General features: G+C 69.2%; 19 protein-coding genes. 8 read left to right on the forward strand and 11 right to left on the reverse strand.

What is annotated here, in order from left to right:
- Positions 1-2: 2 nt before the first annotated feature.
- Both ACKY0X_RS17745 and eccCb read right to left on the reverse strand, forming a co-directional pair.
- Complete coding sequence (locus ACKY0X_RS17745) at positions 3-1,160, reverse strand: type VII secretion-associated protein (protein WP_409427107.1); 1,158 nt, start codon at positions 1,158-1,160, stop codon at positions 3-5.
- Complete coding sequence (eccCb, locus tag ACKY0X_RS17750; protein WP_409427108.1) at positions 1,157-4,744, reverse strand: type VII secretion protein EccCb; 3,588 nt, start codon at positions 4,742-4,744, stop codon at positions 1,157-1,159. Before eccCb ends, ACKY0X_RS17745 begins: the two co-directional genes overlap by 4 nt.
- Before the next feature lie 114 nt (positions 4,745-4,858).
- Between eccCb and ACKY0X_RS17755 the strand changes: the two genes are divergently transcribed.
- Positions 4,859-6,022: an EsaB/YukD family protein gene (locus tag ACKY0X_RS17755; RefSeq protein ID WP_409427109.1), complete on the forward strand. Its 1,164-nt coding sequence runs from the start codon at positions 4,859-4,861 to the stop codon at positions 6,020-6,022.
- A 3-nt stretch (positions 6,023-6,025) separates the two neighbouring features.
- Positions 6,026-7,333 (forward strand): type VII secretion-associated serine protease mycosin, encoded by a 1,308-nt coding sequence (mycP, locus tag ACKY0X_RS17760; RefSeq protein WP_409427110.1) that lies wholly within the window; start codon positions 6,026-6,028, stop codon positions 7,331-7,333.
- Here mycP and eccB read toward each other — a convergent pair.
- Positions 7,269-8,369 (reverse strand): type VII secretion protein EccB, encoded by a 1,101-nt coding sequence (eccB, locus tag ACKY0X_RS17765; protein WP_409427111.1) that lies wholly within the window; start codon positions 8,367-8,369, stop codon positions 7,269-7,271. The genes mycP and eccB overlap by 65 nt on opposite strands.
- 94 nt (positions 8,370-8,463) lie before the next feature.
- On the opposite strand from eccB, the gene ACKY0X_RS17770 reads away from it, so the two are divergent.
- Together ACKY0X_RS17770 and ACKY0X_RS17775 are read left to right on the forward strand one after the other, a co-directional pair.
- Positions 8,464-9,159 (forward strand): cutinase family protein, encoded by a 696-nt coding sequence (locus tag ACKY0X_RS17770; protein WP_409427112.1) that lies wholly within the window; start codon positions 8,464-8,466, stop codon positions 9,157-9,159.
- Positions 9,160-9,218: 59 nt separating this feature from the next.
- A complete protein-coding gene (locus ACKY0X_RS17775; RefSeq protein ID WP_065042155.1) occupies positions 9,219-9,854 on the forward strand; it encodes a cutinase family protein in 636 nt (211 codons plus the stop codon).
- Between the two features lie 83 nt (positions 9,855-9,937).
- On the opposite strand, the gene truA is transcribed toward ACKY0X_RS17775, so the two are convergent.
- The 8 genes from truA to infA form a co-directional block, all read right to left on the reverse strand.
- On the reverse strand, positions 9,938-10,813 hold the full coding sequence (gene truA / locus ACKY0X_RS17780) for a tRNA pseudouridine(38-40) synthase TruA (RefSeq protein ID WP_409427113.1): 876 nt from the start codon (positions 10,811-10,813) through the stop codon (positions 9,938-9,940).
- The gene (rplQ, locus tag ACKY0X_RS17785; RefSeq protein ID WP_409427114.1) at positions 10,785-11,327 is read right to left on the reverse strand and encodes a 50S ribosomal protein L17; all 543 of its coding nucleotides are present in this window, start codon (positions 11,325-11,327) and stop codon (positions 10,785-10,787) included. The genes truA and rplQ overlap by 29 nt, the downstream gene beginning before the upstream one ends.
- A 74-nt stretch (positions 11,328-11,401) precedes the next feature.
- A complete protein-coding gene (locus tag ACKY0X_RS17790; RefSeq protein WP_046189663.1) occupies positions 11,402-12,445 on the reverse strand; it encodes a DNA-directed RNA polymerase subunit alpha in 1,044 nt (347 codons plus the stop codon).
- Positions 12,446-12,517: 72 nt separating this feature from the next.
- Positions 12,518-13,123: a 30S ribosomal protein S4 gene (rpsD, locus tag ACKY0X_RS17795; protein ID WP_046284771.1), complete on the reverse strand. Its 606-nt coding sequence runs from the start codon at positions 13,121-13,123 to the stop codon at positions 12,518-12,520.
- A 15-nt stretch (positions 13,124-13,138) separates the two neighbouring features.
- A complete protein-coding gene (rpsK, locus tag ACKY0X_RS17800) occupies positions 13,139-13,549 on the reverse strand; it encodes a 30S ribosomal protein S11 (RefSeq protein ID WP_024443770.1) in 411 nt (136 codons plus the stop codon).
- A 5-nt stretch (positions 13,550-13,554) separates the two neighbouring features.
- Entirely contained in the window at positions 13,555-13,929 is a 375-nt protein-coding gene (gene rpsM / locus ACKY0X_RS17805) for a 30S ribosomal protein S13 (RefSeq protein WP_024443769.1), read from the reverse strand.
- 180 nt (positions 13,930-14,109) lie between these two features.
- Positions 14,110-14,223: a 50S ribosomal protein L36 gene (rpmJ, locus tag ACKY0X_RS17810; protein WP_003879483.1), complete on the reverse strand. Its 114-nt coding sequence runs from the start codon at positions 14,221-14,223 to the stop codon at positions 14,110-14,112.
- A gap of 57 nt (positions 14,224-14,280) precedes the next feature.
- The gene (gene infA / locus ACKY0X_RS17815; protein WP_003418601.1) at positions 14,281-14,502 is read right to left on the reverse strand and encodes a translation initiation factor IF-1; all 222 of its coding nucleotides are present in this window, start codon (positions 14,500-14,502) and stop codon (positions 14,281-14,283) included.
- A 270-nt stretch (positions 14,503-14,772) separates the two neighbouring features.
- On the opposite strand from infA, the gene ACKY0X_RS17820 reads away from it, so the two are divergent.
- The 4 genes from ACKY0X_RS17820 to ACKY0X_RS17835 all read left to right on the forward strand — a co-directional run bounded on the left by ACKY0X_RS17820 (position 14,773) and on the right by ACKY0X_RS17835 (position 19,065).
- A complete protein-coding gene (locus ACKY0X_RS17820) occupies positions 14,773-15,618 on the forward strand; it encodes an LLM class F420-dependent oxidoreductase (RefSeq protein ID WP_409427115.1) in 846 nt (281 codons plus the stop codon).
- A gap of 75 nt (positions 15,619-15,693) precedes the next feature.
- The gene (gene rfbB, locus ACKY0X_RS17825) at positions 15,694-16,701 is read left to right on the forward strand and encodes a dTDP-glucose 4,6-dehydratase (RefSeq protein WP_409427116.1); all 1,008 of its coding nucleotides are present in this window, start codon (positions 15,694-15,696) and stop codon (positions 16,699-16,701) included.
- A 1-nt stretch (position 16,702) separates the two neighbouring features.
- Positions 16,703-17,278: a dTDP-4-dehydrorhamnose 3,5-epimerase gene (rfbC, locus tag ACKY0X_RS17830; RefSeq protein WP_409427117.1), complete on the forward strand. Its 576-nt coding sequence runs from the start codon at positions 16,703-16,705 to the stop codon at positions 17,276-17,278.
- A 266-nt stretch (positions 17,279-17,544) separates the two neighbouring features.
- Positions 17,545-19,065, forward strand: a complete 1,521-nt coding sequence (locus ACKY0X_RS17835) for a CoA-acylating methylmalonate-semialdehyde dehydrogenase (RefSeq protein ID WP_409427118.1) — start codon at positions 17,545-17,547, stop codon at positions 19,063-19,065.
- Position 19,066 lies beyond the last annotated feature (1 nt).

Genomic DNA, 19,066 nt, shown 5'->3' on the forward strand with positions numbered 1-19,066 from the left:
CCTCAGCTGATGGCGTGGGCGGAGCGCACCGCCTGCTCACACACCGCGCGCAGCGCGTCCTCGTCCACCGTTCGGCTCTGGCACCCGATACCGATGCGCACCGCGTGGTCGACCACGACCGCCCAGTCGACGTGGTGGCCGTCGCGCACCTCCCGATAGGTCACGGCGGGCCGTCCGGCACTGGCGCCGGCCGGATCGAAACCGGTGAACACTCCGGGTGTCTCGGCGTCGGCCCGTTGCAGTGCTCGCTGCAGCGGTTCTGCGATGGCGGCCAGGGTATCGCCGGCAGCCGGCGCTTGGGTGACGTGCAACACCAGCTGCGGGTCGCCGGGCGACACCACCTCCACCCGCGCCGATCCTGGCCCGTCAGTCACCCGTCGGGTTACCCAACCCGCCGGAACCTGCACCGCCGCATGGCCTTCCACTAGGTAGGTCAAGGGATTATCGGTGTCCGACCGAGCGTCGTGCCGTGCCAGGAGGGCCAGCGCGACCACACCGCCGACTAGGGCGGCCGGGGCCAGTCGCCGGCGACGAGCGTTGGGGGCCGGTTCGGCGGCCGGTGCATCGACCGTGCGGCGGATCGACGGCAGCCGATCGGCCACGGTCGCCCGCACCTCGGGCCCCAGCCGCTCCACGATCAGAGCGGAGAGGACCCCCGCCCCGCCGATCCCGGCTGGTGCGTCGATCAGGACCGCTCCGGGATGACGCCGAACGGCCGCACTTATCCGGCGCGCCACCGCGTCGGCGACCTCGTCGGGAGAACCGATGCGCGGCTCGGCGGCGATGTCGGCGCTATCGGCGCCGGTGACGGCCACCAGGCCAGCGGCGATCTCCACGACGACCGCGGCGCCGTGCACCGTTGCTCGCGATCGGGTGACCACCTCGCCGGCCAGCTCTCGCGCCGCCGCGACGAGCAGTTGCACCCTTCGCACCGGCCACCACGACGGGTGGATGAGCTCGACCGACTCGCCAGGCAACGCGCAGTTGAGCACCTCGCGCAGTAGCTCGGGCACCGCGACCGGTTGCCCATCGACCAGTCCGACCGGGTCATCGATCCACTCCAGGGCCACGGCGGCATCGACCGATTCAGCCCCGCCGCAACACAATCGGCGGATGGTCGCGGGACCCGCCTCAATCACCGACCGATGCCCGACGCTCATGGCACCCAAGCCACCTGAATAAGCCGCTCGCCCTCGGACCGGGTGGCCAGGATGCCACGCCCGGGCGGCAGCGATGCCGGGCGGACCGAACCCCACAGGGCGTCCGCGGCGCTGCCGGCCGGACCACTCATCATCAGCGTCATCGCGCCCAGGTCGGTCAGCGCGGCCAGCAACGGCTCGTACATCGACCGGGCCGCTCCCCCGCTGCGACAGGCCACGATCAGGTGCAGCCCGAGATCCGCGGCGTGCGGGAGGTATTCCAACAGTGGCGTCAGCGGATTTACGGTGCCGGCGGCCACCAGGTCGTGGTCATCGACCACCACGTACAACTGCGGGCCAGACCACCACGCCCCGGCGCGCAGCTGCTGCGGGGCAAGGTCGGCACCGGGCATCCGTCTCGCCAGCTGGTCAATCAGGCCCGGCAGCAGCGTTGTCAGCGCGGGTCTCGACATCGCGTAACCGGCCAAGTGCCCGGTCGGTACGACGTCCAGCAGGCCGCGCCGGTAGTCGACCACCAGCAGCCGAGCCTGCCCGCCGGGGTGGCACCGGACCAGCTCCCGGCACAAGGTTCGCAGCACGGAGGTCTTGCCGCACTCGCCGCCGCCCACGATGAGCAGGTGCGGTTGCCGCCCGAAATCGATGGCGACAGCGTCGAGTTCACGTTCGTCGATGCCCAGAACCGGCAGGCCAGCGGGGGCGGCGACTAGTTCTTCCCGGGTGAGGACAGTCGGCAGCAGCCGGATCGGTGGTGCGACGGCACCGTCGGGGTGGTGCACCGGCTCCCAGCCTTGCGGGCGGGCCAGCAGCATGTGCATGCCGTCCTGGGTCAGGCCGCGCCCGGGCCGGTCCTGAGGCACCCGCTGGGCCTGGCGGCGGTCCAGTTCGGATTCGGCCGGATCGCCCAGCCTCAGCTCGATACGGGTGCCGATCAAGTCCCGCAAGGCGGGCCGCACCTCGGCCCAACGCGACGCGGCCAGCATCACGTGCACACCAAAGGACAGGCCACGGGCGGCCAGCGCGACAACCCTGGCCTCCACCTCGAATTCGCGGCACAGGGCGGCCCATCCGTCGATCACCAGGAAGACGTCCGGGCCAAGGCCTTCGTCGTCCGTGATGCGGGCGGCGCGCTGGGATTCGCGCCGCGCCACGATGGACTCCATCTCGGCGACCACCCGCCGCACCAGGTCCGGTTGCCCAACCGCGGCGACCGCACCGACGTGCGGCAGGGTTCGGGTCGCGGAGAGCACCCCGCCGCCGAAATCCAAGCAGTAGAACGCGACCCGGGTCGCATCGTGGGTGGCGCACAGCGCGGCGATCAGGGTGCACAGCGCGGTCGATTTGCCCGATTGCGGGGCGCCCACGACGGCGACATGGCCGGCCGCACCGTCCAACCGAATCGACAGGGTGGTCCGACGCTGCTCGAAGGGCCGATCGACGACGCCGATCGGGACCGTCAGATCCGCGTAGTCGGCGTCAAGGAGTGTTCCCAGCATTGGGGAATCCCCCAGGGGCGCCAGCCATATCTGCCGCGCCGCCGGGCCGTGCCCGGACAATCGCTGCAGCATTGCCTGCAGCACGGTGCGCCCGCCCACATCGGCCGCGTCCCGAGCCGGACCGAGTGGCATTGCGGTGAACGGGAGTACCGCGACGGGGTCTGCCCGGACTGGCGGGCGGATCCCGGAGACGTAGGCGGTCTGGAATCGCCGCACCGCGCCGTCGGCGGTGCGCAAGAACCCAACCCCGGGGATATTGGGCAGATCGTGGGCGTCGGTGGTGCCCAGCACGATCCGGGATTCGGCGGCCGACATCGTCTTGAGACACACCCGGTAGGACAGGTGCGATTCCAGACCCCGGAGCCTGCCCTCATCGAGCCGCTGGCTGGCCAGTAACAGATGCATTCCCAGCGAACGGCCCAACCGGCCGATGGCGACGAAGGTGTCGAGGAGATCGGGGTGCTGGTGGAGCAGTTCGGAGAATTCGTCGATGATGACCAGCAGCGCCGGCAGGGGCGGTAGCTGCGGACGCGTGGTTCGTGCCTGCCGATACGCGGCGATGCCGGGCGCCCCGACGGCGCGCAGCTGTTGCTGGCGCCGCTGCATCTCGCCGGACAGCGCGTCACGCATCCGTTCCACCAGCGACGCCTCCTCAGCGAGGTTGGTGATGACCGCACAGACATGCTTGGTCTGCTCGAAGCCGAGAAAGGTTGCACCGCCTTTGAAGTCGATCAATACCAGGTTGAGTTCCGCTGGCGAATGCCGCGCTGTCATGCCCAACACCAGGGTGCGCAGGAACTCCGATTTCCCCGAGCCGGTGGCGCCGACACACAGCCCGTGCGGCCCGCTGCCCCGCTCGGCGGCCTCTTTGATGTCCAGCCGTACCGGCTCTCCGCTCGAGTCCGTGCCGATCGGGACGCACAGTGACTGCGCCGATGCGCGTGCCCATTCCGCCGGGGCATCGAAGCGGTCGATGTCGCCGATGCCCAGCAGATGAGCCCACGCCACGCTCCCGGAGCCGACGGGCCGGTGCGCGGCCAGGCGCCGGGCGCACACCGCCGCGTCGGCGAGGGGCAGAAAGTCCGGCCGGCCAAGGTGATCACCGGCGTCACTCAGCACCATCGCGGTCACGTGCAGGCGGCGGGCCGCGCCTCGCGCGCCTAACTCGGTCACCTGAAGACCGCCCGCGTCGTCGCTGACTACCACGGCCCTGCAGCCGGCGAGGCTGGTTTCGGCGGCAGCCAGGTCGGGGTAGGTCAGGCGCAATGGTCCGCCGGCATCGACGGCCGACGGATGCTGATGGTGCGGCAGCCATTTCAGCCAATCCCAGTCGCCGCGATGCCGACCGTCCACGGCCGCGATCAGCAGCGCATCCGGTCCGTGCAGCACGGCGAGCTGACAGATCAGCGCACGCAACAGACCGCGAGCCCGCTCGATGTCGCCGTCCAGCAGCAGCGGCGACGGTCCCAGCACCGTCAGCACGACAGGCACGTCGGGCACCGCTGCGTGGGTGTCCAGGAATCGGCGCAGCGCCGCGTCGGTGACCGGATCGACCCGTCGCACCGGATCGCGCGATGGCGCCACCAGTCGACGGGCCGGTGCGGCCGGGCCGATTCCGACCCGCGCAGAGCCGAAGTCGGGGTCGGCAAGTTGGCGCTCCCACATGCGGGCTCCACCGGCCAACAGCCAGAGTGCGTCCGGCTCTGGGTGCGACCACAGCGCCCAGGCGCGCTGGGCCGCAGCGTTATCCGCCACGGACTTCCGCAATCCTGCGAGGTACGCCAGGTAGTTCTCGCGGTCGTCGTCGATGTCGTTGCCACGCCCATGGTTTCGCCCGGCGAAAACGGCTGCCACCGCCGAGGTGAGCATCATCAGCGGGAACAGTGCGAACACGGGGCTGCGTGCGGCCGGGGAGCCCGATCGGTGGGCGACGGCGGTCACGGCGAGCATCCCCACCGCCATAACGGCGGGCAGCAACCGCGTCAGAATCATTCGCGACTCGGACTCCGGAACCGCTGGCGGTACAGCGACGGCGACTTCGCCCCGTGATGGCGATGGGGGCGGGAGGGCGGTCGGCGCGGGACCGGTCATCGGCACACCGTAGGCAGCGCCTACTCCACCGACAAGTCAGCTGTGGATAGCCGAAAACGTCTCGGCTACTGGCTCAGTAGCGTGCGGGCAACGAAGCCGAAAGGAGAACGGGACGTGTCGAATCCAGATTCGGGCCTGCGCCGGGTCGCCGTACACGCCGATAACGCGCACGCTGATCTGACGCTACCGTCCGGCGTGCCGGTGGCGACCCTGATCCCGGCTGTCGTAGAGCTGATGCCGCACCGGGCCAGCCCGGACTCGCTGCACCCCTATCGACTCTCCGAACCAGGACGAGCTGCACTAGACAGCACGAAAACCCTTTCCCAGCAAGGCATCCGCGACGGCTCCACCTTGGTGCTGACCCGCGCCGAATGCCCGGCCCCGCAGGTGTCGTTCGACGATCCCGCCGAACAGGTGGCGGCCGCGGTACGGACCATCGAGCGCCCGTGGAATCCGGCGGCGCGCCGTCTCGGCGCCGCGCTGACCGCGTCCGGGCTGGCCGGGGTGGCCGGCTTCGTGGCGATTCCCGGGGGCCCCGGCGCCCCGAACGCGCTGTTGGCGGTCGCGGCCAGCGGCGCGGTCGCGCTGATGACCGTCCCACCGAGCGGCTGCAGTGGACTGGTGCGTACGACGTTGTGCTGCCTGGCCGGGCTGGCGGTGTTGGTCGCGGTCGCGGGAATGGCCGTCGCGGTGACCGGGATTGAACTGCCCCGGGTGGGAGCCGCGGCGGTTGTCGCCGGAGTCGGGATGATCCGCGGCGCCGGCCGAGTGGCGGCCGCGGCCACCGGGCTGTTCCGCCGAGGACAATCGCTGCCGTCGCAGGTAGGCGAGACGCACGACCTGCTGACCGGATTGGTTGCGGCAGCCGGGACGTTGGCGGCTCTGGGTGCCGCCGCGGTGGTCGTCGGGACGCCGGTTGCCGAAACGCACCACTTGGTCGGCGCAATGTTCGCGGCGTCGGCTGGCCTGGCGCTGGCGCTGCGCGCCCGCTCGCACACCGATGGCATGCAGATCGCGGCGCTGATCGCCGGCGGTACCGCCACATTGGGGATCGGCCTGCTCGGCGCGGCGGGCCACACAACGGCGCAATGGCCGGCGGCGCTGGCCGTGGTGCTGGTCGCGGCGGCGCTCGGCCTGGGTTTCGCCGCTCCGCCCACATCCCCACTGATCCGGCGTGCCGCCGAAGTCGTGGAGGGCCTGGCCCTCGGCTCGTTGGCGCCGCTGGCGTGCTGGCTGTGCGGGTTCTACAGCGCTGCCCGCGGATGGAATCTGGGCTGACCCGTGCCGCGTACCCGGATCGCTCGGATGGCGGCGGTCGCCATGATCGCGGCGACACGGTGCGCACCGCCGGCGAACGCGGTCGCTCCGCCCCCGGTCGACCCCACCCGATTGCCCGCGGCTGCCCCGGCCGCACCGGCACACCCCACGGTGCAGCGCGAGGTGTGCACGGTGGGCACACTGGGGCCCGGTGAGACCTCGACCCAGCTCGACGGGCTGGACCTGGCCGCGGCGTGGGCACTCACTCGGGGCGCCGGCCAACGGGTCGCCGTGATCGACACCGGTGTCGCGCCGCACCGGCGGTTGCCCGGACTGATCGGCGGCGGCGACTATGTCTCCACCGGCGACGGCACCCGGGATTGCGACGGGCACGGCACCCTGGTCGCCGGAATCATCGCGGCTGCACCGGATCCCGTGATCGACCGCTTCAGTGGCGTGGCGCCGTTGGCAACCGTGATCGGTATCCGGGCCTCCAGCGAACGGTTCGCCGCGCTCGGCGACGCTGCCGGTATCGGCGATGTCGACACCCTGGCCAAGGCGGTGCGTACCGCCGCCGACCTGGGCGCGTCGGTAATCAACATCTCCACGGTGGCTTGCCGGCCCGCACGTACCGGACTCGACGACCGAGCGCTGGGCGCCGCCCTGGCGTATGCGGTCGAGGTCAAGAACAGCGTCGTCGTCGCGGCAGCGGGCAACACCGACGAGGGTTGCGGCGCCGAGGGAGCCATGATCGTCACACCGGCCTGGTACGACGACTATGTGCTGACCGTCGGCTCGGTGGATGCCCGCGGCGTCGCCTCGGCGTTCACCTTGCCCGGCCCGTGGGTGGACGTGGCAGCGCCCGGCGAAGCGGTCCTCTCGTTGAGCACCGTGGGCGATGCGATGGCCGACACCCTCGACGGCTCGCCGTTGCGCGGCACCAGCTTCGCCGCGCCGGTGGTCAGCGGGCTGGCGGCGCTGATCCGCTCGCGGTTTCCGCAGTGGACGCCGCGCCAGGTGATGGACCGGATCAAGGCCACCGCCCACCACCCGCCGGGCGGGCGTGACGATCTCGTCGGCGACGGTGTGGTGGACGTGTTGGCAGCACTCACCTTTGACGTGGCCACCCCACGCGTACTGTCCCCGCCCGCCCCACCCCTGCCCCGCCTTGCCCCCGTTACCGAGCCCGCTGCCGACGCCGCGCCCGCCGGGCTGCGCACCGCGATCGTCGGCACCGCGCTCCTATTGGCGTTGCTCCTGTCAGCCGTCACCGGTCGGGCGCTGTCGCGCCGGGCGCCGCGTCGCGGCCCAGCAGCGCTTGGTCCCGACTGAGCCGGGGGCCGGCCGGCAACCCGGCCAACAGCGGCCACGGCACCCCGATGGCCGCCGCGGGCAGCCCCAACCTGCGCGCCGCATCGTCGTCGTCGACGGTGAACCGCACCCCGCTCTCGGCGATCAGACAACCGACACCGCCGGCGTGACCGGAGGTGTCGGCCGCGCGCACATAGGCACTATGGCCCGGCGGCAGATAGACCCCGTCCAAGGCGGGGCCCGGCCCGTCGGCCTGGGCCAGCACCGTCGGCGACTCCCCCGCCGGTAGACGTACCCCGCTCGACAGAGTGACCCCGGCCGGATCGTCGGCGCGCCAGTGCACGCACAGCGTGGCCGGGGCTAAGCCCACCGTGGAGCCCACCCGGCGAAGGTCGGCCGGCGGGGCTTCGGGGATCGCGTTGAGCAGCAACGCCGAAACCCGGCTCGGCACGGCGGCGTCCAGCAGCGGGTCGGCGGGGTCGACCGCAACCCGCCGTCCGTCGAGGAGCAGAAAGGTTGCCCCGGACTCGGAGCTGACCGGTAGCGCCTGCCGCGGGTCGAGGCTGCCGGACTGCAGCGGATCGGCACCGACCATGAGGACGGTGCCGGCGGAGTCCTCGCACAACGACCACGTCGCTGCGTCCGGCAGTGGCGCCCCGAGCACGCCCGGCACCCCCGGGATGCCTAGCGGCGGCCCGCGCCGAGCCCGGCCGAGCGCATTGCCGTCCACCGGTCGCGGGTCGGCGGCCCCGGTGATCAGTCGCGCCGAGGCGAGGTTGTACACCGGATGCACCGTGTCGCCGATCTGGACATAGAGCGCCCCGGCCGCGCGGTCCAGCAGGATCGGCGCATCACCCAGGACCGGCTGTGGCCGTAGGACGGCCAGCATCACCGCGCCGACGACCACGACCATGCTCAATAACCAGCCCAGGGCCAGGGCGCTTCGACCGGGGACGGGGCTGCCCGTGATCTGTCCGCACCGCAGCGCCCGTTCCATCCGGCGGGACAGGAAGCGGTGTGCGCTGAGTTGAAGCTGTGTCGTCGATCGCCCGGCCATATCGGCCACAGGCTATTCGGGAGACCGGTGTGGCCGTACTCGCCCATCCACAGTCCCGTCGGTATCGAATTCGGGCTTCGGTACCATCTCGGGTATGCGTTTTGTTCAGCTGAGCAGCATTTTCTCCGCGACATTGATGGCGGGCGCACTGCTGACGCTTCCGGCCGTAGCGCCGAGCGTCGCCCCGGTGGCGACCGCCTACGACTGCCCGGACGCTGAGGTCATCTTCGCCCGCGGCACCAGCGAGCCCCCGGGTGTCGGCCGGGTCGGCCGGGCCCTGATCGACTCGCTGCGCCAGCAGACGTCCAAGAAGATCGACGAGTACGCGGTCAACTACCCCGCCGGCCGCCTGCAGTTGGGCGGCGGCGACGGCGCCAACGACGTCATCCGTCGCGTCAAGGACGCCGCCAATGTGTGCCCCAACACCCAGCTGGTGCTGGGCGGTTACTCGCAGGGCGCCTCGGTCATCGACATCGTTACCGGTACGCAGGTCGGCGGCATCACCTGGGGCAACCAGTTGCCCGCGGACCTTGCCAACCAGGTGGTGGCCGTGGTGGCGTTCGGCAACCCGGCTGTGCGCACTGGGGGCCCGATCAGCGTGCAGAGCGCCCTGTTCGGCTCCAAGGCTCTCGACCTGTGCAATCCGGGTGACCCGATCTGCCATGAGGGCCCCGGCAACGAATGGACCGATCACACCGATGGCTACATTCCGGCGCTGACCAGCCAAGCGGCGAACTTCATCGCGGGCCGGCTGCGGGCTGCGGGTCCGGCGCCGACGCTGGAGCCGTGATCGGGCCCACCCCGTTTTAGTTAGCTCGTCAAGGCTTATTTTCGCTACTATCGTTCACCATGAAGGCATTCCGCATCCTGGCGGCAGGAGCCGCTGCCGCAGCGCTGCTGATGGACCCCACCGCGTCGTCGATGCCGACAGCCTCGGCTGACGGTTGCCCAGACGTCGAGGTGGTGTTCGCCCGCGGGACCAGCGAGCCGCCGGGCCTGGGTCGGGTCGGCGACGGCCTAGTCAACGCCCTGCGGAACCAGACGTCCCGCTCGGTTGGCGCCTATGCGGTTAACTACCCGGCCAGCTATGACTTCGGCCGGGCAGCCGACGGCGCCAACGACGCCAGCGGCCACATCATGTGGATGGTGGAGAACTGCCCGGGCACCCGCCTGGTCCTCGGCGGCTACTCGCAGGGCGCGGCGATCATCGACATTGTGGCGGCGGCACCGGTGCCCGGCTTCGGCTTCACCGCGCCGCTGCCGCCCGAGGCCGCCGACCACGTCGCGGCGATCGCGGTGTTCGGCAACCCCTCGACCAAGATCGGGCAGCCGCTGACCAACAGTCCGGTCTACGGATTCAAGACCATCGACCTGTGTACCGATGGCGACCCGGTCTGCTCCCCCGGGCGCATCTTCTCCGCGCACTCCGGCTACACACCCGGCATGACCAATCAGGCCGCATCGTTCGTCGCCGGCCTGCTGTAGTCCCCTTCCCCCGCGAGCGTGCGTGTCTGTACCACGACACGCCGCTACGCGTGGACAACTATGCTCGCTCGTGCCCAAGGCAATCAGCGGGTGCGGATATCCCGGGTGATGATGGTGCGGGCCCCCAGCTGATCGTCGGGCGGGTAATCCACCCCGACCAACGTCAGCCCGCGTGCGGGCGCGGCGGTGAAATCACTGGATCGGCGCTGCGCGTTCAGCAGATCCGCGCACCACGCGGCGTCGCGCCGATGCTCGCCGACCGCCAGCACCGCCCCGACCAGGGAGCGCACCATCGACCAGCAGAATGCGTCGGCGCTGACGTGTGCGGTCACCAGATCACCGTCACGCACCCAGTCCAACCGCTGCAGGTCGCGAATGGTGGTCGCACCCTCGCGGTGCCGGCAGAAGGCCGCAAAGTCGTGCAGCCCCACCAGATTTCGGGAGGCCTGCGCCATCGCGTCGACGTCCAGCGGCCGCGACCACGCGGTGATGTAGCGGGCCTGCTGAGGCACCACCCCGTAGGGCGCGGTCGACAACCGGTAGGCGTAGTGGCGGCGCAGCGCGGAGAATCGGGCGTCGAAGTCAGCGACGGTGCGCAGCACCCGCAGCACCCGCACGTCGGTCGGCAGGAAGCGCGCCAATCGCCGGGTCAGCGCCAAAAATTCCGGCTCGCCGTCACGCCGGGTCCGCGAATAGGCATGCTGTAGCGCCGAAGCCGGAACATCGATGTGGGCCACCTGGCCGGTGGCGTGCACGCCGGTGTCGGTGCGTCCCGCCGCGAACAACCGCACCGGAGTGCGGAACACGGTCGTCAGAGCCTCGTCGAGAACTCCGGCGACCGTGCGCTGTCCCGCCTGAACCGCCCAGCCGGCGAATTCCGTGCCGTCGTAGGCGATATCGAGCCGAAGCCGGACGACTTCGGCCGTACCATCAGGACTCGTCGGTACCCTCGGCCGCATCGGTGGCCTCAGCGGCGTCGGTGGCTTCCGCAGCCTCGGTCGCCTCGGCGGCCGGCTCTTCGACCTTCTCCTCGACCTTGGCGGGCTTCTCGGCCTTAGCAGCCTTCTCCGCCTTGGCCGCAGCGCGGCGAGCGCGGTCAGCCTCCGAGGTCACGGTCTTCTCCCGGACCAGCTCGATCACGGCCATCGGGGCGTTGTCACCCTGACGCGGCTCGACCTTGATGATCCGGGTGTAGCCACCGCTGCGGTCCGCGAAGTGCGGGGCGATCTCGGCGAACAGCGAGTGCACCACGTCCTTGTCGCGGATCTTCTTGAGCACCTCACGCCGGTTGTGCAGCGTGCCCTTCTTGGCGTGAGTGATCAGCTTCTCGGCGTACGGCCGCAATGCCCGCGCCTTCGGCTCGGTCGTCTTGATCCGGCCGTGGGTGAACAGCGACGTGGCCAGGTTGGCCAGCAGCGCCTTCTGGTGCGAGGACTTTCCGCCGAGGCGGGGACCCTTAGTGGGCTTGGGCATTGCGACTTCTCCTAAATGGGGCCGGCCCCCGTATCAGGTAGGGCCGGGACGGCTCTCTTTCGAGAGGTTGGGCGTTAAAGCTGCTCGGTTTCGGCGTAGTCCTGCTCGTCATAACCGGCGTCGGCCGACCAGGTGCCGGTGGCAACGTCGTAGCCCGCCACCTGCGACGGGTCGAAGCTGGCCGGGCTGTCCTTGAGCGACAGGCCGAGCTGGTGCAGCTTGACCTTGACCTCGTCGATGGACTTCTGACCGAAGTTGCGGATGTCGAGCAGGTCGGACTCGGTGCGAGCGACCAACTCCCCAACCGTGTGCACACCCTCGCGCTTGAGGCAGTTGTAGGACCGCACGGTCAGGTCCAGGTCGTCGATCGGCAGCGCGAACGAGGCGATGTGGTCTGCCTCGGCCGGCGACGGGCCGATCTCGATGCCCTCGGCTTCGACGTTGAGTTCCCGTGCCAGACCGAACAGCTCAACCAGGGTCTTACCGGCCGAGGCCAGCGCGTCCCGCGGGCTGATGGAGTTCTTGGTCTCCACGTCCAGCACCAGCTTGTCGAAGTCGGTGCGCTGCTCGACACGGGTCGCCTCGACCTTGTAGGTCACCTTGAGCACCGGCGAGTAGATCGAGTCAACCGGGATGCGGCCGATCTCGGCGCCCGACACCTTGTTCTGCACGGCCGGGACGTAACCGCGGCCGCGCTCGACGATCAGCTCGACCTCGAGCTTGCCCTTGTCGTTCAGGGTGGCGATGTGCATGTCGGGGTTGTGCACCGTGACGCCGGCCGGCGGAACGATGTCACCCGCGGTGACCGCACCCGGGCCCTGCTTGCGCAGGTACATGGTGACCGGCTCGTCCTCTTCGGACGAGACCACCAGGCCCTTGAGGTTCAGGATGATGTCGGTGACATCTTCCTTGACGCCGGGGACCGTGGTGAACTCGTGCAGCACACCGTCGATGCGGATGCTGGTGACCGCCGCGCCGGGGATCGACGACAGCAGGGTGCGACGAAGCGAGTTGCCCAGGGTGTACCCGAATCCCGGCTCCAGCGGTTCGATGACGAACTGCGACCGGTTCTCGGCCACGACCTCTTCGGACAGGGTCGGACGCTGCGAGATCAGCATGGTTTTCTTTCTCCTTCTGGCACCCGCTATTTGATGCCGGTTGGGGGACTCGGGGCGGAACCCCGAGCTGTACTACTTCGAGTAGAACTCGACGATCAGCTGCTCGGTGAGCGGCACGTCGATCTGGGCACGCTCCGGCAGCTGGTGGACCAGGATGCGCTGACGCTCCCCGACCACCTGCAGCCAACCCGGGATCGGGCGGTCGCCGGCGACCTCACGGGAGATCTGGAACGGCACCGTGTTGATCGACTTGTCCTTGACGTCGATGATGTCGTACTGCGACACCTGGTAGCTGGGCACGTCGACCTTCACACCGTTGACGGTGAAGTGGCCGTGGCTGACCAGCTGACGGGCCATCCGACGGGTGCGGGCCAGGCCAGCGCGGTAAACCACGTTGTCCAGCCGGCTCTCCAGGATGCGCAGCAGCTCCTCGCCGGTCTTGCCGCCACGACGGACGGCTTCCTCGTAGTAGCGACGGAACTGCTTCTCCATCACGCCGTAGGTGAAGCGCGCCTTCTGCTTCTCCTGCAGCTGCAGCCGGTATTCGCTCTCCTTGATCCGCGCGCGACCGTGCTGGCCGGGCGGGTAGGGGCGCTTTTCGAATGCCTGGTCGCCGCCGACGAGGTCAACACCCAGACGGCGGGACTTGCGGGTGGCGGGTCCGGTGTAACGAGCCATTTTGTTTCAGTCCTCCTAGACCCGACGCCGCTTGGGCGGACGGCAGCCGTTGTGCGGCTGCGGGGTGACATCGGAAATCGCACCGACCTCGAGGCCGGCGGCCTGCAGCGAGCGGATCGCGGTCTCACGACCCGAACCCGGGCCCTTGACGAACACGTCGACCTTTTTCACGCCGTGCTCCTGCGCCTTGCGGGCAGCGTTCTCGGCGGCCAGCTGCGCGGCGAACGGAGTGGACTTACGCGAGCCCTTGAAGCCCACGTGACCCGACGACGCCCACGCGATCACGTTGCCCTGCGGGTCGGTGATCGTCACGATCGTGTTGTTGAAGGTGCTCTTGATGTGAGCGGCACCGTGCGGGATGTTCTTCTTTTCCCGACGCCGAGTCTTCTGGCCCTTCTTGGGCCCGGTCGCTTTCTTGGTTGCCATGGGTCTTACCTGGCCTTCTTCTTACCGGCGATGGTGCGCTTCGGGCCCTTACGGGTGCGCGCGTTGGTCTTGGTCCGCTGGCCGCGCACCGGCAGGCCGCGACGGTGCCGCAGACCCTGGTAGCAGCCGATCTCAATCTTGCGACGGATGTCCGCCTGCACCTCGCGGCGCAGGTCGCCCTCGACCTTCAGGTTGCGCTCGATGTAGTCACGCAACTGGGTGAGCTGGTCGTCGGTCAGGTCCTTGCTGCGCTGGTCCTTGTCGATACCGGTCGCGGCCAGGATTTCGTTGGAGCGAGTACGGCCGATGCCGTAAATGTAGGTCAGCGCGATCTCCATGCGCTTATCGCGCGGCAGGTCGACGCCCACAAGTCGAGCCATGGGGGCATGCCCCTTTCATCTTCGTTACGGAGGTTGTGATCCCAGCCCGTTCCCGGCCTACTACTCCGGGGCCCGGCCTCCGATCCGGGCGTGTGTGGGCGGCCTATCCGCTCACTGGTACTGGGAGGTCTGCATTCAGTTGTGGCTGGTGCCCGGCTATGCCGGGCCGGCGATCTGTGTCTAGCCCTGGCGCTGCTTGTGGCGCGGGTCCGAGCAGATCACCATGACCCGGCCGTGCCGACGGATCACCCTGCACTTGTCGCAGATCGGCTTGACGCTGGGGTTCACCTTCACGGCTGCTGTGGTCCTGTTCTAATCGCTGGTTGACGTACTTCGGGCGGGTCGGGAGAGCTACTTGTACCGGTAGACGATGCGTCCGCGGGACAGGTCGTAGGGAGACAACTCCACGACCACCCGGTCTTCCGGCAGGATACGGATGTAGTGCTGCCGCATCTTGCCGCTGATGTGGGCGAGCACCTTGTGACCGTTCTCCAGCTCAATGCGAAACATCGCATTGGGCAGGGGTTCGACCACTCGACCCTCGACCTCGATTGCACCGTCTTTTTTGGCCATTACTCTCCGGCGATCCTCCGTGTCTGACTTACTTGTCGCGTGTGCATGCGCCCGCCACGGCGCAGCATCGACTGCGACTGCAAAACGTGGGCCGGTGACAGGAAATTCCAGGTAGAACCCCAAGAATCTCAGACTGGACACGCAAGAGTCGACGCGGACGCCGCACCGTCGACCTACGATACCCGCATCGGGCTCAGGGGCCAAAATCGTCGGCGATGAGACACTGGTCCCAGGCCGCACCGGCCGTCGCCACTTAGCGATGGGACGAACATGACCGAAGCATTGTCACTGAAGCCCGACCTGGGCCGCTACGCGGTGTGGACCTTCGGATCCCCCACTCCCGAGCAGGCCGCCGAGATCGAGCGTCTGGGCTACGGCGCGATCTGGGTGGGCGGCTCGCCGCCCGCTGACCTGGCGTTTGTCGAACCGCTGCTGGCGGCGACCTCGACCCTGCAGGTGGCCACGGGGATCGTCAACATCTGGTCCGCGCCGGCCGAGCAGGTCGCCGAGTCCTACCACCGCATCGAATCCGCCTACCCGGACCGGTTCCTGCTCGGCATCGGTGTCGGCCACTCCGAGGCCACCGCCGAGTACCGCAGCCCGTATGCCGCCCTGACCGACTACCTGGACGTCCTCGATGAGGCCGGCGTGCCGACCAGCCGCCGAGTGCTGGCCGCACTGGGCCCCAAGGTGCTGCAGTTGGCGGCGCAGCGAAGCGCCGGGGCGCACCCCTACCTGACCACGCCCGAACACACCGCGAGCGCACGCGAGCTGGTCGGCCCGTCGGTGTTCCTGGCGCCCGAGCACAAGGTGGTCCTCTCCACGGATGCCACCGCGGCCCGCGAGGCCGGACGCGAGGCGGTCGGTTTCTACCTGCGGCTGTCCAACTACGTCAACAACTGGCGGCGGCTGGGGTTCAGCGACCGCGACGTGCGCGCGCCGGGCAGTGACCGGTTGATCGACGCGGTGGTGGCGCACGGCACCGCCGACGAGATCGCCGCCCGCCTGGGCGAGCACTTGGAGGCCGGCGCGGATCAGGTGACCATCCAGGTGCTGGGCGGTTGGAAGAACCTGCTGCCGACCCTGACCGAGCTGGCGGGGCCGCTGGGCTTGTGATTTCGGCGCGATTGTGCCCGCTGAGCGAGTGAAATCGCGCCGAAATCGCCCGGAGAACCCGGCTAAGGTTGCCCCATGCATCTGCTGGTCACCGGTGGCGCCGGGTTCATCGGCGCCAATTTTGTGCGCAGCACACTCGCGCAGCGCCCCGGAACCAGGATCACCGTGTTGGACGCGTTGACCTACGCCGGCAGCCGCGAATCCCTCGACCCTGTCGCTGATCGGATCCGGTTGGTGCAGGGCGACATCACCGATGCCGCGCTAGTCGCCGCCCTGGTCGCCGATCTGAATTCCGAGACCGACGCCGTGGTGCACTTCGCCGCCGAAACCCATGTGGACAACGCACTGGCCGACCCGGAGCCGTTCCTGCGATCCAACGTGGTCGGCACCTTCACCGTGCTGGAGGCGGTGCGCGCCGACCGAATACGGCTGCACCACATCTCCACCGACGAGGTCTACGGCGAGCTGGCCCTCGACGACCCGCGCCGGTTCACCGAAACAACGCCGTATCACCCGTCCAGCCCGTACTCGTCGACCAAGGCCGCCGCCGATCTGCTGGTGCACTCCTGGGTGCGTTCCTATGGGGTGCGCGCGACGATCTCCAACTGCTCCAACAACTACGGGCCCTATCAGCACGTGGAGAAGTTCATCCCGCGCCAGATCACCAACCTGCTCACCGGGCGCCGGGCCAAGCTGTACGGCAGCGGCGCCAACGTCCGCGACTGGATCCACGTTGACGACCACAACAGTGCCGTCTGGCAGATCATGACCGGCGGACACATTGGGCGCACCTACCTGATCGGCGCCGATGGGGAACGTGACAACCGCAGCGTGCTGCGAGCCATTCTGCGGCTGATGGACCACGACCCCGACGACTTCGACCACGTCTCCGACCGGCCGGGTCACGACCTGCGTTACGCGATCGACCCGTCGGCGTTGCGCGACGAATTGGGCTGGAAGCCGGAGCACACCGACTTTGAGGCGGGCCTGCGCGAGACCATCGAGTGGTACCGGGCCAACGAATCCTGGTGGGCCCCACTGAAAGAGGCCGCCGAGGCCCGTTACGCGAAGCTGGGGCGCTGACGTGGAGGCGCGCGAGCTGGCGATCCCGGGGGCCTGGGAGCTCACCCCGACTCAGCACTCCGATTCCCGCGGCGTGTTCTTCGAGTGGTTCACCGACCGCGAGTTCACCGCGTTCGCCGGGCACCGTTTCGATCTGCGCCAAGCCAACTGCTCGGTGTCGAGTGCCGGCGTGCTGCGCGGGCTGCACTTCGCCCAGCTGCCGCCCGGGCAGGCCAAATACGTCACCTGCGTGTCGGGTTCGGTCTTCGACGTCGTGGTCGACATCCGGGTGGGCTCCCCGACCTACGGCCGCTGGGATGCGGTGCTGCTGGACGCCCGCGATCGCCGATCGGTATACCTCGCCGCCGGGCTAGCGCATGGATTCCTTGCACTGCAAGACAATTCGACAGTGATGTATCTGTGCTCAGCCGAATACGATCCGCAGCGCGAACACACCATCTGCGCCACTGACCCCGCGATCGGGATCGACTGGCCGGCCGATCACCCGTTGGTGATCTCCGACCGGGATGCGGGCGCCGCGTCGCTGGAGCAGGTCCGCGCCGCCGGGCTGCTACCGACGTGGGAGCAGCCGGGCTAAATCGGCGGTCCAGACCGCAGTGCCACCGTGGGCGACTCATCGCCCAACGGCGCGGATGGCGTCATGGCCTCACCTGCCTCACCCGTTCGTCGACGCCCCCCTGGACGACCGGATTCGCTGGTAGGCCAACCCTAGTGTCGGGTGCTCCGCACCCGCTGTGAACGCGGCAACAGACCCTCTAGCAATTACTAGGATGTCCTAGTATTCTCGGGGCCGGGCCGATCCAGCCCACCACTCGCCACTGAAAACACTCCCGGGATGACGGCATGAGCACACAGATTCCGCACTTCATCGATGGCCACCGAGACGCCGGCACGTCACAGCGCACCACCGATGTCTTCGACCCCAACACCGGACAGGCGCAGGCCACCCTGCCGCTGGCCAACACCGCCGACGTGGACGCCGCGGTCACCTCCGCGGCAGCGGCCCAGCGCGATTGGGCCGCCTACAACCCGCAGCGCCGGGCCCGGGTGATGATGCGTTTCATCGACCTGGTCAACACCCATGTCGACGAGTTGGCCGAGCTGCTCTCCCGCGAGCACGGCAAGACCCTCGAGGACGCCCGCGGCGACATCCAGCGCGGCATCGAGGTGATCGAGTTCTGCGTCGGCATCCCGCACCTACTCAAGGGCGAGCACACCGAGGGCGCCGGACCCGGCATCGACGTGTTCTCGCTGCGCCAGCCGCTGGGCGTGGTCGCCGGCATCACCCCGTTCAACTTCCCGGCAATGATCCCGCTGTGGCAGGCCGGACCGGCCCTGGCGTGCGGAAACGCGTTCATCCTCAAGCCGTCCGAACGTGACCCGTCGGTGCCGGTGCGCCTGGCCGAGCTGTTCGTCGAGGCCGGGTTGCCGCCTGGCGTGCTGCAGGTGGTGCACGGCGACAAGGAAGCCGTCGACGCCCTGCTGCACCACCCGCAGGTCGCCGCGATCGGTTTCGTCGGCAGCTCCGACATCGCGCAGTACATCTACTCCACGGCCACCGCCAACGGCAAGCGCGCGCAATGCTTCGGCGGGGCCAAGAACCACATGATCGTGATGCCCGACGCCGACCTGGACCAGGCCGTCGACGCGCTGATCGGCGCCGGCTACGGCAGTGCGGGCGAGCGCTGCATGGCGATCTCGGTGGCGGTGCCCGTCGGCGAGCAGACCGCCGAGCGGTTGCGTTCCCGGCTGGTGGAGCGCATCAACGGCCTGCGGGTCGGCCACAGCCTGGACCCCAAGGCCGACTACGGCCCGCTGGTCACCCGGGCCGCTCTGGACCGGGTCAACGACTACATCGGCCAAGGCGTGACCGCCGGCGCCGAGCTGGTGATCGACGGCCGCGAACGGGCCAGCGACGACACCCAGTTCGGGGACGCCGATCTGACCGGCGGCTTCTTCGCCGGCCCGACGCTGTTCGACCGTGTCACCACCGACATGTCGATCTACACCGACGAGATCTTCGGCCCGGTGCTGTGCATCGTGCGTGCCCACGACTACGAGGAAGCCCTGCGACTGCCGAGCGAGCACGAGTACGGCAACGGGGTGGCGATCTTCACCCGCGACGGCGACACCGCGCGCGACTTCACCTCCCGGGTGCAGGTCGGCATGGTCGGTGTGAACGTGCCGATTCCGGTGCCGGTGGCGTACCACACCTTCGGCGGCTGGAAGCGGTCCGGATTCGGCGACCTCAACCAGCACGGGACGGCGTCCATCACCTTCTACACGAAGGTGAAGACCGTCACGCAGCGTTGGCCCTCGGGGATCAAGGACGGCGCTGAATTCCACATCCCCACAATGGAATAGG

Source organism: Mycobacterium sp. SMC-11, assembly GCF_046250095.1.
Lineage (GTDB): Bacteria > Actinomycetota > Actinomycetes > Mycobacteriales > Mycobacteriaceae > Mycobacterium > Mycobacterium heraklionense_A.

Bases quoted from the DNA above. Each gene is read 5' to 3' on its own strand.
- ACKY0X_RS17745 (WP_409427107.1), bottom strand. From the start codon at position 1,160: ATGAGCGTCGGGCATCGGTCGGTGATTGAGGCGGGTCCCGCGACCATC.
- eccCb (WP_409427108.1), bottom strand. From the start codon at position 4,744: ATGACCGGTCCCGCGCCGACCGCCCTCCCGCCCCCATCGCCATCACGG.
- eccB (WP_409427111.1), bottom strand. From the start codon at position 8,369: ATGGCCGGGCGATCGACGACACAGCTTCAACTCAGCGCACACCGCTTC.
- ACKY0X_RS17770 (WP_409427112.1), top strand. From the start codon at position 8,464: ATGCGTTTTGTTCAGCTGAGCAGCATTTTCTCCGCGACATTGATGGCG.
- ACKY0X_RS17775 (WP_065042155.1), top strand. From the start codon at position 9,219: ATGAAGGCATTCCGCATCCTGGCGGCAGGAGCCGCTGCCGCAGCGCTG.
- truA (WP_409427113.1), bottom strand. From the start codon at position 10,813: ATGCGGCCGAGGGTACCGACGAGTCCTGATGGTACGGCCGAAGTCGTC.
- rplQ (WP_409427114.1), bottom strand. From the start codon at position 11,327: ATGCCCAAGCCCACTAAGGGTCCCCGCCTCGGCGGAAAGTCCTCGCAC.
- ACKY0X_RS17790 (WP_046189663.1), bottom strand. From the start codon at position 12,445: ATGCTGATCTCGCAGCGTCCGACCCTGTCCGAAGAGGTCGTGGCCGAG.
- rpsD (WP_046284771.1), bottom strand. From the start codon at position 13,123: ATGGCTCGTTACACCGGACCCGCCACCCGCAAGTCCCGCCGTCTGGGT.
- rpsK (WP_024443770.1), bottom strand. From the start codon at position 13,549: ATGGCAACCAAGAAAGCGACCGGGCCCAAGAAGGGCCAGAAGACTCGG.
- rpsM (WP_024443769.1), bottom strand. From the start codon at position 13,929: ATGGCTCGACTTGTGGGCGTCGACCTGCCGCGCGATAAGCGCATGGAG.
- infA (WP_003418601.1), bottom strand. From the start codon at position 14,502: ATGGCCAAAAAAGACGGTGCAATCGAGGTCGAGGGTCGAGTGGTCGAA.
- ACKY0X_RS17820 (WP_409427115.1), top strand. From the start codon at position 14,773: ATGACCGAAGCATTGTCACTGAAGCCCGACCTGGGCCGCTACGCGGTG.
- rfbB (WP_409427116.1), top strand. From the start codon at position 15,694: ATGCATCTGCTGGTCACCGGTGGCGCCGGGTTCATCGGCGCCAATTTT.
- ACKY0X_RS17835 (WP_409427118.1), top strand. From the start codon at position 17,545: ATGAGCACACAGATTCCGCACTTCATCGATGGCCACCGAGACGCCGGC.